This is a genomic window from Lysinibacillus sp. FSL R5-0849, from assembly GCF_038595075.1.
Classification (GTDB): domain Bacteria; phylum Bacillota; class Bacilli; order Bacillales_A; family Planococcaceae; genus Lysinibacillus; species Lysinibacillus fusiformis.
In genome coordinates this window covers 799,251-814,412 of record NZ_CP152004.1, presented here as the reverse complement: position 1 = coordinate 814,412, position 15,162 = coordinate 799,251, and the positions used below count along the sequence as shown (strand labels likewise).

16 protein-coding genes are annotated in these 15,162 nt (G+C 35.3%); 7 read left to right on the top strand and 9 right to left on the bottom strand.

Features of this window, described 5'->3' with window-relative positions; all coding sequences use genetic code 11:
• Positions 1 to 147: 147 nt before the first annotated feature.
• Positions 148 to 468, bottom strand: a complete 321-nt coding sequence (locus MKY80_RS03770; protein WP_043989697.1) for a helix-turn-helix domain-containing protein — start codon at positions 466 to 468, stop codon at positions 148 to 150.
• Between the two features lie 154 nt (positions 469 to 622).
• Between MKY80_RS03770 and MKY80_RS03765 the strand changes: the two genes are divergently transcribed.
• Entirely contained in the window at positions 623 to 1,015 is a 393-nt protein-coding gene (locus tag MKY80_RS03765) for a DoxX family protein (RefSeq protein WP_008174140.1), read from the top strand.
• 66 nt (positions 1,016 to 1,081) lie between these two features.
• Here the strand turns inward: MKY80_RS03765 and MKY80_RS03760 are convergent, their stop codons facing one another.
• The 3 genes from MKY80_RS03760 to MKY80_RS03750 form a co-directional block, all read right to left on the bottom strand.
• Positions 1,082 to 1,948: an NAD(P)-dependent oxidoreductase gene (locus tag MKY80_RS03760; protein WP_342532080.1), complete on the bottom strand. Its 867-nt coding sequence runs from the start codon at positions 1,946 to 1,948 to the stop codon at positions 1,082 to 1,084.
• Between the two features lie 295 nt (positions 1,949 to 2,243).
• Complete coding sequence (locus MKY80_RS03755) at positions 2,244 to 2,420, bottom strand: aspartyl-phosphate phosphatase Spo0E family protein (protein ID WP_008174142.1); 177 nt, start codon at positions 2,418 to 2,420, stop codon at positions 2,244 to 2,246.
• A gap of 92 nt (positions 2,421 to 2,512) precedes the next feature.
• Positions 2,513 to 2,701 carry a hypothetical protein gene (locus MKY80_RS03750; protein WP_008174143.1) on the bottom strand — a complete coding sequence of 63 codons (189 nt, stop codon included), beginning with the start codon at positions 2,699 to 2,701 and terminating at the stop codon, positions 2,513 to 2,515.
• A gap of 123 nt (positions 2,702 to 2,824) precedes the next feature.
• On the opposite strand from MKY80_RS03750, the gene MKY80_RS03745 reads away from it, so the two are divergent.
• The 3 genes from MKY80_RS03745 (at position 2,825) to MKY80_RS03735 (ending at position 4,467) form a co-directional block, all read left to right on the top strand.
• Positions 2,825 to 3,013, top strand: coding sequence for a DUF2187 family protein (locus tag MKY80_RS03745; protein WP_004224583.1), 189 nt, complete (start codon positions 2,825 to 2,827; stop codon positions 3,011 to 3,013).
• A 79-nt stretch (positions 3,014 to 3,092) separates the two neighbouring features.
• Positions 3,093 to 3,710 (top strand): CPBP family intramembrane glutamic endopeptidase, encoded by a 618-nt coding sequence (locus MKY80_RS03740; protein WP_043989700.1) that lies wholly within the window; start codon positions 3,093 to 3,095, stop codon positions 3,708 to 3,710.
• Positions 3,711 to 3,771: 61 nt separating this feature from the next.
• Positions 3,772 to 4,467: a hypothetical protein gene (locus MKY80_RS03735; protein WP_089985192.1), complete on the top strand. Its 696-nt coding sequence runs from the start codon at positions 3,772 to 3,774 to the stop codon at positions 4,465 to 4,467.
• 121 nt (positions 4,468 to 4,588) lie between these two features.
• Here the strand turns inward: MKY80_RS03735 and MKY80_RS03730 are convergent, their stop codons facing one another.
• Together MKY80_RS03730 and MKY80_RS03725 are read right to left on the bottom strand one after the other, a co-directional pair.
• A complete protein-coding gene (locus MKY80_RS03730; protein ID WP_008174146.1) occupies positions 4,589 to 5,035 on the bottom strand; it encodes a MarR family transcriptional regulator in 447 nt (148 codons plus the stop codon).
• A 121-nt stretch (positions 5,036 to 5,156) separates the two neighbouring features.
• Positions 5,157 to 6,524 carry an ATP-binding protein gene (locus MKY80_RS03725; protein ID WP_237068727.1) on the bottom strand — a complete coding sequence of 456 codons (1,368 nt, stop codon included), beginning with the start codon at positions 6,522 to 6,524 and terminating at the stop codon, positions 5,157 to 5,159.
• Between the two features lie 310 nt (positions 6,525 to 6,834).
• Between MKY80_RS03725 and MKY80_RS03720 the strand changes: the two genes are divergently transcribed.
• A complete protein-coding gene (locus MKY80_RS03720) occupies positions 6,835 to 8,574 on the top strand; it encodes a B12-binding domain-containing radical SAM protein (RefSeq protein ID WP_008174148.1) in 1,740 nt (579 codons plus the stop codon).
• A gap of 725 nt (positions 8,575 to 9,299) precedes the next feature.
• Here MKY80_RS03720 and MKY80_RS03715 read toward each other — a convergent pair.
• Positions 9,300 to 10,655 (bottom strand): potassium transporter TrkG, encoded by a 1,356-nt coding sequence (locus MKY80_RS03715; RefSeq protein WP_089985187.1) that lies wholly within the window; start codon positions 10,653 to 10,655, stop codon positions 9,300 to 9,302.
• Between the two features lie 151 nt (positions 10,656 to 10,806).
• Between MKY80_RS03715 and MKY80_RS03710 the strand changes: the two genes are divergently transcribed.
• Both MKY80_RS03710 and MKY80_RS03705 read left to right on the top strand, forming a co-directional pair.
• On the top strand, positions 10,807 to 11,103 hold the full coding sequence (locus MKY80_RS03710) for a hypothetical protein (RefSeq protein ID WP_342532071.1): 297 nt from the start codon (positions 10,807 to 10,809) through the stop codon (positions 11,101 to 11,103).
• Between the two features lie 426 nt (positions 11,104 to 11,529).
• Positions 11,530 to 12,887 (top strand): IS3 family transposase gene (locus MKY80_RS03705; protein WP_342529695.1). Its coding sequence is split into 2 segments (ribosomal slippage): positions 11,530 to 11,983 and positions 11,983 to 12,887, totalling 1,359 coding nucleotides; the frame shifts between segments, so codons are not numbered across the junction.
• 76 nt (positions 12,888 to 12,963) lie between these two features.
• On the opposite strand, the gene MKY80_RS03700 is transcribed toward MKY80_RS03705, so the two are convergent.
• Both MKY80_RS03700 and MKY80_RS03695 read right to left on the bottom strand, forming a co-directional pair.
• A complete protein-coding gene (locus tag MKY80_RS03700; RefSeq protein WP_008174164.1) occupies positions 12,964 to 13,719 on the bottom strand; it encodes a TerC family protein in 756 nt (251 codons plus the stop codon).
• 338 nt (positions 13,720 to 14,057) lie between these two features.
• On the bottom strand, positions 14,058 to 15,143 hold the full coding sequence (locus tag MKY80_RS03695) for an SDR family oxidoreductase (RefSeq protein ID WP_008174165.1): 1,086 nt from the start codon (positions 15,141 to 15,143) through the stop codon (positions 14,058 to 14,060).
• Positions 15,144 to 15,162: the final 19 nt, after the last annotated feature.

Genomic DNA, 15,162 nt, shown 5'->3' with positions numbered 1-15,162 from the left:
TGAAAAATTTCTTTTTTTAAAGAAAATTAATATTATTTACAATATAACAGTAAATTCATTGAAACATAACTGCTAAAAGATCGATAAATAATGCTTTCTTCAATCAAAAAAAGATATCCAAGCCCCCTCGCTTGAATATCTTTTTTATTATTCTTCTGTTATTGCTACCCATTCAGAAGACCATTGTTCAATTGCTTTTAGTACGGGTGCAAGTGCGTATCCCTTTTCAGTAAGTTCATACTCAATGACGACTGGGGTAGAAGGAATGACAGTACGTAATACAATTTCCTCGATTTCTAGCTCCTTTAATCGCTCAGTTAAGACGCGGCTGCTTATATTTAACTGATTTTTAATAACTGAATACCGCTGAGGACCATCTAATAATTGAAAAATGAGTAAAGTATTCCAGCGATGATTGACTATTTTTAGCGCCTTTTCAAATCGAGGACAAATTTTTTTTTGATCCACGTTACAAGCCTCCATTGTTAGTAGTTCATATACAACAGTATAACACTTCTTTCAATATTCAGTTCTTAAAGCACATTTAGTTACTTGACAAAAGTTGTTTTTAAAAATAAACTAGGTTACGAATTGTAAGTTAAAGAAAAGGAGATATTTTATAATGCAAAACATTGGTTCAACTATTTTACGTGTCGTTCTCGGCATTATTTTTGCGGTGCATGGTTTTCAAAAATTTCAAGGAGGCATTAGCTACACGGCAGACTTCTTTGATAGTTTAGGTATACCAGGATTTATGGCGTATATCGTTGCAATTATTGAGTTAGTGGGAGGTATTGCCCTTATTTTAGGTTTAGCAACAAGAATTTTTGGCGCATTACTAACAATGACTATGATTGTAGCCATTTTCACAGCTAAGCTAAGTATTGGCTTTATTGGAGCTGATGGTTTAGCGGGATACGAATTAGATTTAGCCTTGGGTGCAATTGCACTATACTTCACTCTAGCTGGTGCTTCTAGCTTTTCATTAGACGCCCAACTTTTTGGGAAAGAGTAACAAAAAAACCTGAAGTCTCTCCAAAATGAAGAAACTTCAGGTTCTTTTATCCAAATAGGATTTTTATTATCTATAACGTTGAAGAAGAGCCTGTGTACCATCATCACCATAGCCCTCTTCGATCAATTTTTCATACATTTCATAGGCTAACGCCAATCCTGGCAAAGTAATTCCCATTTTCTTGGATTCATCCAAAGCTATTTTCATATCCTTCACAAAATGTTTGATATAAAAACCTGGTGCAAAGTCTTCTTTGATCATGCGTGGTGCCAAATTACTTAGAGACCAAGAACCTGCCGCACCTGATGCAATGGACTGCAATACGGTTGGTAAATCTAGCCCTGCCTTGAGACCGTAAGCAAGCGATTCGCATACCCCAATCATGCCTGAAGCTATGGCAATTTGATTGCACATCTTTGCATGTTGACCAGCCCCTGCCTCACCTTGATAAACGATATTTTCTCCAAAATGCTTCATCAGCGGTAAAGCCTTATCGTAAGTTGTCAAATCGCCACCGACCATAATCGACAATGTACCATGTTGCGCACCGATATCACCACCTGATACAGGTGCATCTAAAGACTCTACACCAATAGTTTGTGCATGCTCATATATTTTCTTAGCCAAAGATGGCTCTGAAGTCGTCATATCAATGATAAGGTTGCCAGGTTCAGCTGTTTTGAAAAGACCATTATCTCCAAAATAAACCTCTTCAACATCTGAGGGGTAGCCAACCATTGTAAAAGCAATGTCTTGATGTTTAAATGCTTCTGCTGGCGAACTAGCCCATAATGCTCCTAAAGCTACTAGCGGCTCTGCTTTTTCTTTAGTACGAGTGTACACCGTCACCTCATGGTCATTTTTCAATAAGTGTTTAATAATACTTGTCCCCATTACACCAGTTCCGATAAATGCAATACGTTGCTTTTTCATATGTATATACTCCTTTGTCATAAAAGTTAGGATTCTTTCACCTACGTGACTTGATGTTTTCAGTTTAGGCGAATAAATAAAATAATTCAAACTCTTCCTATAACTTGTACTAATAATTAGATAACTTGCATATATACCGAATAAGCAAAAAAAAGAGAGCAAGTGATTGGGGGATCACTGCTCTAAAGGGGGAAATGAGAATGTTGCTGTGTTCATAGTAAGTTATTCCCCATTAAAATGCATTTTAAACATCTATTTTTTAAATGTTATTACTCTGAATACTGGAACAATCTTTTTATTCGTCTTGGTCTTTTTCTTCATCAAATGCTGTCTGTCTATAATAGGTATTCATTAACTGGTCTAATCTGCGACTCAGTTGAATGGTTTTTGCATTTTGTAACCCGTTTTCAACACCAGAGCGAATCATCAACTCACGAGTTTGTTCCATTTGTTTCAAGAGTAGATTGACCATTCATACAACCCTCCACACACAAATAATCATACCATTATTATACATTTATATTTCATTTCTTACAGCATTAACTTACGACAATGTTCGACAAATTAACTCCTAGGTATTTCGTTATAAGTATAGATAATTCGTCCATTTTGCTTGGCCTCACCTCTGAAATGTTTAAATAAAGGATGCCCTACAAGAATTTCTCGAAATTCGTAAAAATCTTCCTTTTGAATTTCAATACTTCCTATTTCCCCATTTTGTAATTGTTTAAGCATATTTTCGTATTTTTCCATTAGTTTTATTCCTTTCTTTTCATCTTTTGTGTAATAAATTATGAATTATTTAAAAAAAGCTTTACGTTTACCATTTTTTCATGCAAACTGTATATTATTAGTCGATGAAGGAGCTGACTGTCTGTGAAAATAGCTGAAGTTGGAAATATTATCGAGTTTAAAAATGGTCTCCAAGGTATTGTCGAAAAGGTAAATGAAAATTCGGTGATCGTTAACTTAACATATATGGAGAATTTTGATTCCCTTGAAATTGAAGAGAAAACGGTCGTCAATCATAAACGTTACAAAATTTTATATACGAATGAAGCTTAATAGTCTGAATAGTCCCTATTTGTCTTTATAGATGATATGGGGCTTTTTTTTTGATAAAATTAAAGCATGGAGGTCGTATATGCTAACAAATTCAAAACAAACAGTACTATTACTCCTTTCTCTATTATTCGTTTATGGCATGCTTGCCTTTACCTTTGCTAACCAGGCAGTATTTTGGTACATGTATGCATTTACTTTACTAGTATGTATTGCCATTGCCATATTAGCTGGTTCTATTGAAGATCAATTACCCACATGGCAATTTTTACTCTTTGGGATTGGATACGGTACCATCACTTATGGTATTATTCGCTTCGGTTATTGGCTTGCTCCATTTATTAATAATAACTTAGTACAATCTGTTCATAAATTTTTAACCAACTATGGACCACAAAATATTTGGCACTATGCATTACTTGTTTTTATTGTTGCCATCGGCGAAGAATTATTTTGGCGTGGTTATGTTCAGCAACAATTAAAACGATTTATGCGCCCTACTCTGGCTATCCTAGTGACGGCAGTTTTATGTGCAATCTCCATTGCCCTCAGTGGTTTTATTTTAGGCGTGGTTGCTGCACTGGTGACAAGTATTATTTGGGGCTTCTTGTATGAATGGCGGAAAAGTATGCCACTTGTTATTGTAGCTCATGTTGTTTTTGTACTATTATTATTTTTAGTGTTACCTTTAACATCATAACATTATTATTTGGAAACATTTTAGCTTTACTAACGTTTAATTTAGAAAAGGAGGGTTTTTTATGCAAAAAAAATTATTTTCAATTCTTGCATTATTATTAACAGCAGTACTAGTTGTAGGTTGTAATACCTCTGAAAAAACAGAGGATTCAGATACTCAACAAAATGAGCCGTCTGATACTGCTGCCGATCAAAAACCATCTGGCGATGATACAGCAGGTGAAGCACAAGAGGAAGAGAATACAGATACACCTGCATCAAATGAAACAAATACTGAGGATGCTTCTAAACAGCCACAACAAGATGTGACTTACAAACAAAATGGTGTAGATAAAACAGAAAAGGCAACTGAATCTAAAAGTGTTGACCAAAGCTATAAGCTACAACAACTTCCAGGATTCACATTAACGCAAGAAGAGCCAGGTAAAGATATGCTAGTATCTAATGATGATGACGAAGTGTTTATGCGTATTGAAACAATTGAAGCATCACAATCAAGCTTTACTGAAGTAAAAACAGCTATGCAAGATTATATGAATGCTGTAGGTGAAACAGTAGCTTTAACTACTGATGAATTAGCTGCATTTAAGGATGTTCAAAATATTGAAGGTTATGTTGTAGACTTTGACACAGAGAAAGTAATCGGGGTTGTTTTTGAAAATGATGGTCTCATTACAAAATTAACGATTCACGATAATGATAAGCAAGATTTAACGAATGCTATGATGAACATGGCAGCAACTATTTCTAAAAAATAATAATTTGTAATACAAGAAGGACGATAGACAAGGCATTGTCTATCGTCCTTTTATGTATATTTGAGATCTTTCTTTATCCACATGATTAAAAAAGTTGTCTCAAATGAATGAGACAACTTTTTTAATAAGATAAATCTTTAATAGAAAGGCCCATTTTCTTTAATAACGTAATAGCTTGCTCTTTTTCTTCTGAAGATAATACGCTCATTATTTCATGCAAATGCTGCTCATGCTTTGGGAATAGTTCCCCCATAAATGCTTCGCCTTCATCCGTGATTTCTGCATATGTCACACGACGATCTGAAGGACAGGATACACGCAATAAATAGCCTCTTTTTTCAAGCTTATCAATGACATACGTAATAGACCCACTGGCAAGTAAAATTTTATTGCCAATTTGCTGTAATGGCTGTCTTCCTTTATGATAAAGAAGCTCGAGAACAGCAAATTCAGTTGGGTTTAAACCATTATCCTGAAATAATTGATGTGTTGTCTCATTGATAGCTTTAAGTGCACGTGACAATACAATATATAATTTTAAAGATTGTTTTAAGTCTTCTGACGTCATATTCTTTTCCTCTCACTTCGCTCTTTATACTTGACATTATAGCGATATTAGAAAAGCATTGTCAAAAGCATTATCCGATTTAGAAGGTTATATTGTTGTTATCCAACCATTTTTACTCTCTTTATGTTACTAAATAGGCAGAATCTTTTGTGGATACTTCCATTGTATCCACTTGGTTAAATGTATAGATTGGGAACTGTAGATGGAAGCATGTCCCCTTCTGTAATTCACTATTAACACCTATAACTCCATCGTGCTCTTCGATAACTTTTTTCACGAATGCAAGGCCCAGTCCTGTCCCTGTTGATTTTGTCGTGTAAAAAGGCTGGAATAGGTTTTGAAGGGTTGTGCTATCCATTCCAACGCCTTCGTCTTTAATTGTAAGTTCAACAATCGCGCAGTCATTTGTTGTCATTTCTACAGTAATCGTACCACCGTTATTCATGGATTCCATCGCATTTTTAATGAGGTTCATTAATACTTGCTTTAAACGATTTTCACTTCCACCAATATAAACTTGATTTGGAATTGAAATGTACTGAATCATAATATTTTTCATGAGTGCATCTGGTAACATGAACTCAATGACTTGTTTTACAATATGATCTAGTTCCAATAACTCCACTTTCATAGTTGATGGCTTGGACAAAACTAAAAGCTCTGATAAAATTTGTTCCATTCGTTGAAGCTCACTATCAATGACAGAAAGGTACATGCGTGATTCATCGTCAGCATTTATTTTTAATAAATCAGTAAAACCCTTTAAAGAAGTTAATGGATTACGAATTTCATGCGCAATACTCGCAGCCATTTGTCCAACAACATTCAAAGCTTGTTGATGCTCCACTTTATGTTGAAGTTGCTTCTTCTCTGTTTCATCATTAATAACTGTGACAATAATATTATTGTATTCATCAAAAATACTGGAAATTTCATAATAACAAGTTCTACTTACTTGTGTTTCATCGACAACGTGAAGACTTGCATGTTTGTCACCCATTAATTTAGAAAGGTAGGATGTAATTTGCCCTTTTTTCAATGTAAATAGATCAAATATATGCTGATGAGCTTTATGGAGTAGCTGAGAGCTTTCTACTTTGAGAAACATTTCTGCATACTTATTAAGCCCAAGAATAATACCGCTAGCATCACTTACAATAACAGCATAAGGTAAGTAATCATATGCATTAAAAGATTGGGATCTTTCATGCTCTTGACTAACGTATAATTTATGGGCAACATCTTCATTTAATGTTGAAATTTGTGCAACAATTTCTTCTGCATTTGGGTCGTAGAAACATTTAAATGATAACATTTCGTACTCATTTCCTACTGTGCGAATGTTGAAAATTTCTTCCGATCGTAAATCCTTTTGTAGTTGTTGGACGAACTTCGCCCATTTAAATTTAGATGGCTCGTCCATAGCCAAATTGCCAATATACGTTAAATTAAGATTAAATAGTTGGATAGCAGCCTCATTGACGTTCAAAATTTTCCCTGCTTTATTGAGTATAAGTGTTGGTGACGAAGTACTTTTCATAAGATTTCCAAAACATTGATTAATATCATTTTGCTTCAACTTTCTCACCGAACCTTTCAAAAGAGTAAAAAACCTCTAAATCGAATTTTGAGCCTTTACTATACATTATGACAGCACGATTCTATTATTACAAAATTTAGTAAATTTAAGTATTTTAAATTATTTCACGAACTGTTCACAAAATAAATAGGTAAAAAGAATTATATTGTATGTCAAATACTTGACTGATACAATTAGATATTGAAAGGAAGATTATTGTATGAATACTATTTTAACTACTTTAAACGCAAAGTATATACACACAAACCTAGCATTGCGCTATTTAAAAGGTGCCGCTTCACCCGAATTTAATCCAATTATAGCAGAATATACAATTAAAGACCCTGCTTTTAATATTGTATCAGATTTGTTCCAAAAAAAACCTGATATCGTTGGATTTAGCTGTTATATTTGGAATATTGAAGAAACAATTCATGTTATTAAAATGTTAAAAACGGTCTGTCCAGATGTTAAAATTTTGCTTGGAGGTCCTGAGGTTTCTTACGATTCTCACCATTGGCTACGCCGTATACCTGAAGTAGATTTCATAGTGATGGGTGAAGGAGAAACTTCATTTAAGCAATTGTTACGTTATTTACACGGTGAGATATTACTGGAGGATGTCCCTGGAATTTGCTATTTGGAGGACGGAAAAGTTAAGATTCACGCTCAACCACCTAAGATAGATTTGCGTGAATTAGCGAGTCCGTTTCGCTTTGAAGAGGATCTTCCTCACCTTGGGAAACGTATTCAGTACATTGAAACAAGTAGAGGCTGTCCGTTTAGCTGTCAATTCTGTTTATCTTCTATAGAGGTTGGTGTTCGATACTTTAACCGGGAAAAAATTAAGGAAGATATTCGTTTCTTAATGGATAATGGCGCTAGAACTATAAAATTTGTGGATCGAACGTTTAATATAAGCCGTAGCTACGCTATGGAAATGTTCCAGTTTTTAATTGATGAACATAAACCAGGTGTTGTATTCCAGTTTGAGATTACTGCCGATATTATGCGTCCGGAAGTTATCCAATTTTTAAATGACAATGCGCCGAGAGGTTTGTTCCGCTTCGAAATTGGTGTTCAGTCTACAAACGATTTAACCAATACACTTGTACAGCGTCGCCAAAACTTTGAAAAACTAAAACGAACAGTGACAATGGTTAAAGATGGAGGAAAAATCGATCAACATTTAGACTTAATAGCAGGTTTACCTGAAGAGGATTACGCAAGCTTCCGTCAAACCTTTAATGATGTTTTTGCCATGCGACCAGAAGAACTTCAACTTGGTTTTTTAAAGCTTTTACGCGGTACCGGGCTTCGAGTGGAGGCTGAGAAGTTTGGTTATACTTACATCGATCTAGCGCCTTATGAAATCTTTTCTAATAATGTCCTCACATTTGATGACATTGTTCGCATTAAACATGCAGAGGATGTTCTGGAAAAATATTGGAATGATCATCGTATGGATCATACAATCGAATATTTAGTAACCGAGGTCTTCGATACACCATTTGATTTTTTCCAAAGCTTCGGTACGTATTGGGAAACTAAGGGATGGTCCCGTATTGGCCATCAATTAGAAGATTTATTCCGTCGTTTACTAATGTTCTTAGAAACTGTAGATGGCGCGAATTTAAATATTATACAAAGCTTAATGCAACTAGATTATCTAACGGCTCAGCAATTCCAGCCACGTAAACTATGGTGGAAGGAACGCCCAACAGTAGAGCAACAAAAAATAATCTACCAGACATTACGTGAAAATCCGGCTATCGCTGGTGAGGAATTTGCAGACTTTAAACTTACTGAGAAAGAGCTGTTTAAGCATACTTTGGTAATTCCACATGCTCTCAATTATGATGATTTCTTGAATGGCAAAATTGTACAAAAAGATGGCTATCTATTAACTTATTTCCGTCATGGTCAAGCACCTTACTTTGCAACAATCCCCACACTTTAATAACAAACGCTAGTCCTGTATGAGCGATCAGGACTAGCTTTTTTTATGTCTTAAACAATTCTTAAAGATGCACTGAAAAAGAAACGGGTGGCTGTTTTATAGCGTTTCTGCCTGCTTAATCTATTAGTCAAGTATTCATAGCCATTTTAAAAAAGTTTAGGGCAAATTTCTTAAAAACAAACAATCTATACGTTGAAAATATACCCACTTAAAATGTTCACATTCGGGAAATTAAATTTTAAATTTTCCGAATATTTTGTGACAACTTACACATTTAGGCGTTTTAGTAACAAATGGAGCCCTCTTATCCTATATCAGACATCTTATTCTGTTCATAATTTTTACATTTATTTGCTAGTTGTATTTTTTATTTTATTGGAACTACCTATTCCATTTCAATAGTTAATTTTCGTTTTCTAAAAAATGTATAGAATTAGTATAGATGTTTTTAATGTATATACAGTTGTAATGACAACTTTCGACAATTTTATCTCTTTTTACCCTATATAATAGAAGAAAGTCAATTACTCTTTATGCTATTTCTGGCTTTCGAAAAGAAGATTGTTTCATGTATGACAGTTTTAATTTATAAATGCAAGCTCACTCGGCTATGTAGCTACCAAACAAAAACATTTTTACTTAACACTTTTGACAGAAAAAAGGGGCAATATCATGATTACCCCTCAACAAATCCTTATATATCAATGTTCTGTGTTCTGTGAGCGTTACCCAATTATTACGCGTTCCTTTGGATAATGGAATTTCGATTTCTTTCCTCGTCCACCACCACCTAGCGTATACAGGAAGGATATTAAACCAACTCGACCAATGAACATTAAAATAATAATAATAATTTTACCAATAACCGATAAATCTGAAGTTATTCCTAACGACATACCACAAGTACCGAACGCAGAGGTGATTTCAAAAATAATTTGAATAAGGGATGCATGTGGCTCTGTAATAAGCAAAATAATCGTTGCAATTAAAACCATGAAAAAGGCTAATAAGATGACAACGAAGGAGCGGAAAACATCAATTAAATGAATTTCTCGCCCAAACACTTGAATATCCTCTCTCCCTCTTGCAAATGTAATTAAAAATAAAATAGCTATGGCAAAAGTGGTTGTTCGAATTCCTCCCCCCACTGAACTTGGAGAAGAACCTATGAACATGAGAAAACTCATAAAAATATCTGTCGCCTCACTAAATGTCGTCACATCGTAAGTTGTAAGCCCAGCAGATCTTGTCGATACAGAATGAAACATCGCTGAAAAAAGCGCTTCGTGCCAGGACATTTCCTTGAAAGAATGGAAAGATTCGAGAAGTAAAATGACCAGAGCACCAACAACAAATAAAATGGCATAAGTAGACGTAGTAATTTTTGTAAACAAGCTAAATCGAAAATTCGCATGACGTTTGAGTAAGAAAGTTTTTAGTTCAATTAAGACAGGGAAACCTATTGCCCCTAACACAATAAGTACCATTGTCACCAGTTGAACAAAATAATCATCATGGAATGGCAATAAGCTCATTCCCGTAATGTCAAATCCCCCATTGGTCGTAGCAGAAATTGAAGCAAATGCTCCGTGTAAGAATGCTTCTTCTAACGTATCAAAATAATTGGTAAAATGTAAAGTTAAAATAAACGTACCTGCTACCTCAATACCAATTAAGATTTTTAAGATTTCACGTATTAATTTCACAACACCAGACAAATTGTACTGGTTGTGGTCAATCATAATTAACTGACGCTCACGCATCCCTATTTTTTTCCCGACTAAGAGCCACACAAAGGTACCCAGTGACATAATACCAATTGCGCCTAACTGCAAAATAACAAGAATCATCACAAGTCCAAATGTCGTATACGTTTCAGAAATATTAATAGTTGTTAAACCAGTTACACTTACTGCACTTACTGCCGTAAATAAACTATCTAAAAAGGATACCTTTACTCCTTCTTGATGAACGCCTGGAAGCCGTAATAACAGGAAGGAAATCGCTATAGCTATAAAATAATAAGAAACAAGTACCTGAAATGGTGTGACAAGTCTATTGGAAGATTTTTTCCAAGGCACTTTAACAACCCCTCCTACATATGATGCCCAACTAGATAGATTATAGTATAGAAAAAATACAAGAAAAAAGAAAGAGGAATAGTTATTACTATACTTTTTGAAAATGGACGATATCTGAACAAAAATGCTTTTTTATTTTGGAGGTGAAGTTTTGAATAAGCGGTTAAAGGCTTGGAGTATATTTTTTTTTACAATCGGAGGATTATTAGTATTACTAATAACTAGGAGTGTTTTGCTTTTTTTGCATTTTAAGGATACATTACATCCAGATGAATCTGAAGAAGCAAAGGTACTTTTACAAGCAAACTATCCAACTATGACATACGAAATTTCTGGAGTTGAAGCAATTTGCGAAGAAAATTTTATATCTTCTATTGAGTATTTTCACTATGATTTGCCTATCGAACATACTCAGGTAAAGATTTTCTCTCACTGCAAAATGGGTTAATGAATTTAGCTCAAAAAAGCTCGAAGTATGTAGGTGGAGTGATAATGTAGAAGTTGATCGGATCGTAGGGTGGCGACTAAGTGGGAATGTCGAGATCCTGGACTGAGCGCAGCGAGGGAAGCAGCTCGGCCCCGCCAGTGGAAACGTCAGCCCGTAGTGGAGATTAACGGCTATACTTTATAAACAGTCACTCCGATTGATTCTAAGCTATTTTTTTATTGTTGAAAAGTAAATCCTTAGAGTGACAAACAATGTTGACGAAAAATCACATTCATGACGTAAGCTCTCCAAGATTTAAGCCGAAAAAGTGAGATTAGATTTAGTAGTAAAATATCATAGAAAAAGAAAATACCAAAAGCCATCGATCATATACTGAACTGCCCCGTAAAAGTTAGACATTAATCTAACTTTTACGGGGGTTTTTTTATGACAAAAGTAAGTGTTGAACAACGTATTCAAGCAGTTCAACGATATTTAAATGGAAATGAAACTTTGATCGGAATTGCGAATGATATCGGTGTGACAGCTCAGATTGTCAGTGAATGGGTTCGCCGTTATCAAAAAAATGGCGTAGAGACTTTCTTAAAGTCCTATACAAACTATTCAGCTGACTATAAAATGAATGTACTTAATTATATGAACGAGACAGGTACATCTTCGAGAGACACAGCTGCACTATTCAATATTTCATCTCCTGGCATGATTCGGAATTGGAAGTTGAAGTTTGAAGTTGGTGGTTATGATGCTCTTGTTTCTAAGAAAAAGGGGCATCTATCTATGAAAAAAGAGACAAAAAGAACAACGAAATCAACACCAGCTGAAGGATCTGTTGAGGCGTTAGAAGCACGAATCAAACAATTAGAAATGGAGAATGCGTACTTAAAAAAGTTGAATACTTTAGTTCAAATGCAAGAAAAATTACCAATCAAATCAAAGCGCAAGTAATTTATGAACTAAAGGAAATCTATGAAGTAGTGGAATTAATCAAAGTCGCTGATATTCCACGTAGTACGTATTATTACTGGGAAAAGCGTTTGAATCGTCATGATAAATACGCTGATGTGAAAGTCGCAATTCAGTCCATTTATCATGAACATAAGGGACGTTATGGTTATCGTCGGATCACCAAAGAACTAAAAAAATTTGGTATTCATCATGATCCGAAAACGATTAACTGCTTGATGAATGCCATTGGCATAAAGTGTGAAGTCCGCATGAAGAAATATCGTTCGTATAAAGGTAACGTCGGAAAAATTGCCCCAAACATATTACAACGCGATTTTACAGCGGAAAAAATGAACGAGAAATGGGTAACAGACGTGACAGAGTTCCATCTATTTGGTGAGAAACGCTATTTATCACCCGTCCTTGATCTATGTAATGGCGAAATCATTGCATACTCGGTTATGAAGCGTCCAGTGTATAAACTAGTCCATAATATGTTAGAACAAGCATTGGAGCGCCTTGAATCAAGTGATCAAGTTATTCTTCATTCAGATCAAGGTTGGCATTATCAAATGAAAAAGTATCAACAAACATTAAAGCAACATGGTATTACGCAGAGTATGTCCCGTAAGGGTAATTGTTTGGACAACGCAGTCATCGAAAATTTCTTTGGCTTATTAAAATCTGAACTCCTGTATCTACAAGAATTTGAATCTATGGCACATTTTGAACAGGAGCTCAATGACTATATTCACTACTACAATCACAAACGAATGAAAGAAAAATTAAAAGACCTAAGCCCGGTGGAGTACCGAACTCAGGTCTTAGCAGTTGCTTAACTAAATATGTCTAACTTTTTTGGGTCAGATCATACTTTCGATGGCTTTTGACTACAGCTGGATAATTCAATCTAAGCTATTTTTTATTTCGAACCCCTACTAGATAACCTACAAATGCTATGCCGAGTAAGACAATCCAGAATGTTAACTCCCATGCAGTGGAATGTGGGAATTCTGCAGGTAATATCCCTACTTTTTCGTGGGCTAATGTTAAGACAACAAGCTTCACACCTACCCAGCCTACAATTAAAAATGCAGCTGTTTCAAGTGAAGGATAATCATTTAATACTTTGACAAACCATTGGGCAGCAAAACGCATCATAATAACCCCGATAAACCCACCAAGGAGCATGACGATAAATTGTCCACCATTAATGCCACCGATATCAAAATTCCCCAAATGAGGCAATGTGACAGCGATAGCTACTGCAGCCAACATGGAATCAATAGCAAATGCAATGTCTGCAGCTTCTACTTTGAGTACCGTTAACCAGAATCCAGAACCCTTTTTCCCAGCTTTTTCACTCGTCTCTTCCTCATCATCTTTATGTTTACGTAAATCATAAATATTTTTCGCAGACATAAATAGCAGGTAAGCCGCACCTACTGCTTGTATTTGCCAATAGTTTACTAAAACTGTAATGACAAAAAGAGCAGCAAATCGAAAAATCAGGGCGCCAAATAGTCCATAAAATAACGCCTTTTTTTGTTGTTCTTGCGGTAAATGTTTGACCATTACAGCCATTACTACTGCATTATCAGCTGCTAGTAATCCCTCTAATACAACTAGGACAATTAAAACCCAGCCGTATTGTAATATTATTGCTTCCATTTATGCTAGTGCCTCCTCTAAGCTCTAAATACCCAAATGACTAGTTCCACTAAAGTACAAAAGAAAAAAACCCCTGCCTTATGTAGGCAAAGGTCTCGCTAAGTAAATTAGTACCTTATCGGTACATCAATCTACACGTCATCAGTCATCATTTTACGCATAGAGCCATTCACTATCACACCCGATGGTAAAACCATGTCTTGACGAATGTGAAACCAGGTAAAATAATTGCAAAACCTGTTAGCTACTCCCCTTTGACAAAGTGTCGAAGGTATCTTCTTTCAAACATTATAGCACTATCATTTACAGCTTACAAAAATATCTATATGGTTTTTTCATTACTTAATTTGTATCTGGTAGCTCTTATCTTCTTTATGTGCTAAATAAAAATCAATCATTCGCGGCATCGTCCGAATAAAATCAGGACATGTAATTCCACCTTTTTGTAAAATTTGCTGGGCTTCAGTCGTGTCGAATGTGGCATTCCATGTTAAATAATCTAATGTCTCCTGCTCCACCCCTAGCTTTCTCCGAATAAAAGGAATTTGCAAGGATAGCTTTGCCCACGCAAACGGTAAATGTCCCTTCGGATAAGCATTTGTTACTAGTTTCACCATAGTACGATACACTTCCTGTACAGGGTGAGGATTTGGATCTGTTAAATGAAGGGTCTTGCCTTCAGCCTCTTGTTCTGATGCCAAAAAAGTTGAGGCATTTAATATATAATCTACTGGTACTACATTGATCGTAGATGTAGACTTTCCAATATAAGGAATTATAGGTAAACATTTTAAACGTTCTACTAAATTTAAAAAGAAATAGGGGCCATCAAACTTAATAGTTTCACCCGTTTCCGAATGTCCCCTCACAATGCCAGGTCTAATAATTGTTAATGGAATTTCGGATTTTAAATCTTCTACTCGGAGCTCAGCCTCATATTTTGTCTCTTCATAATAATTTTTAAATGCGAATGGTCGAATCAGTTCATTTTCACGCAGTACCCCCTCACGTGTACCAGCCACATATGCCGTACTAAAGTACATATAGCGTTTTAAATGGGGTAAAGTGCGCACAAATTCATTCACCATTGTTGTCCCATGTACATTCACTTTCCAAGCAATATCACGGGGTACAGCTAAATCGTATATAGCTGCCAAATGCCAGAGCACTTCAATTTGAGGTACGATTTCTTCAATCACTTGATTATCTAAACCGAGGTTCGGCAAGGTAATATCACCCTCAACAATACGAATCGATCCATTAGGAAACTCCTTTAATATTTTATCTTTTTCTCGATGAGCCTTAATGGTTTCGCCAGCTAATACGATTGCTATAACCTGTTGTGTTTGTTTTTTTTGGAACAATGTCCTAATTAATTGACTTGAAATGAAACCAGGAAAACCAGTAAAAAAATGAACTTTCATCTCCCATTCCCCCTCGATT

What these genes read in the sequence shown, in the direction of transcription:
- MKY80_RS03765 (WP_008174140.1), top strand. Translation starts at nt 623, where the DNA reads ATGCAAAACATTGGTTCAACTATTTTACGTGTCGTTCTCGGCATTATT.
- MKY80_RS03760 (WP_342532080.1), bottom strand. Translation starts at nt 1,948, where the DNA reads ATGAAAAAGCAACGTATTGCATTTATCGGAACTGGTGTAATGGGGACA.
- MKY80_RS03755 (WP_008174142.1), bottom strand. Translation starts at nt 2,420, where the DNA reads ATGGTCAATCTACTCTTGAAACAAATGGAACAAACTCGTGAGTTGATG.
- MKY80_RS03750 (WP_008174143.1), bottom strand. Translation starts at nt 2,701, where the DNA reads ATGGAAAAATACGAAAATATGCTTAAACAATTACAAAATGGGGAAATA.
- MKY80_RS03740 (WP_043989700.1), top strand. Translation starts at nt 3,093, where the DNA reads ATGCTAACAAATTCAAAACAAACAGTACTATTACTCCTTTCTCTATTA.
- MKY80_RS03735 (WP_089985192.1), top strand. Translation starts at nt 3,772, where the DNA reads ATGCAAAAAAAATTATTTTCAATTCTTGCATTATTATTAACAGCAGTA.
- MKY80_RS03730 (WP_008174146.1), bottom strand. Translation starts at nt 5,035, where the DNA reads ATGACGTCAGAAGACTTAAAACAATCTTTAAAATTATATATTGTATTG.
- MKY80_RS03720 (WP_008174148.1), top strand. Translation starts at nt 6,835, where the DNA reads ATGAATACTATTTTAACTACTTTAAACGCAAAGTATATACACACAAAC.
- MKY80_RS03700 (WP_008174164.1), bottom strand. Translation starts at nt 13,719, where the DNA reads ATGGAAGCAATAATATTACAATACGGCTGGGTTTTAATTGTCCTAGTT.
- MKY80_RS03695 (WP_008174165.1), bottom strand. Translation starts at nt 15,143, where the DNA reads ATGAAAGTTCATTTTTTTACTGGTTTTCCTGGTTTCATTTCAAGTCAA.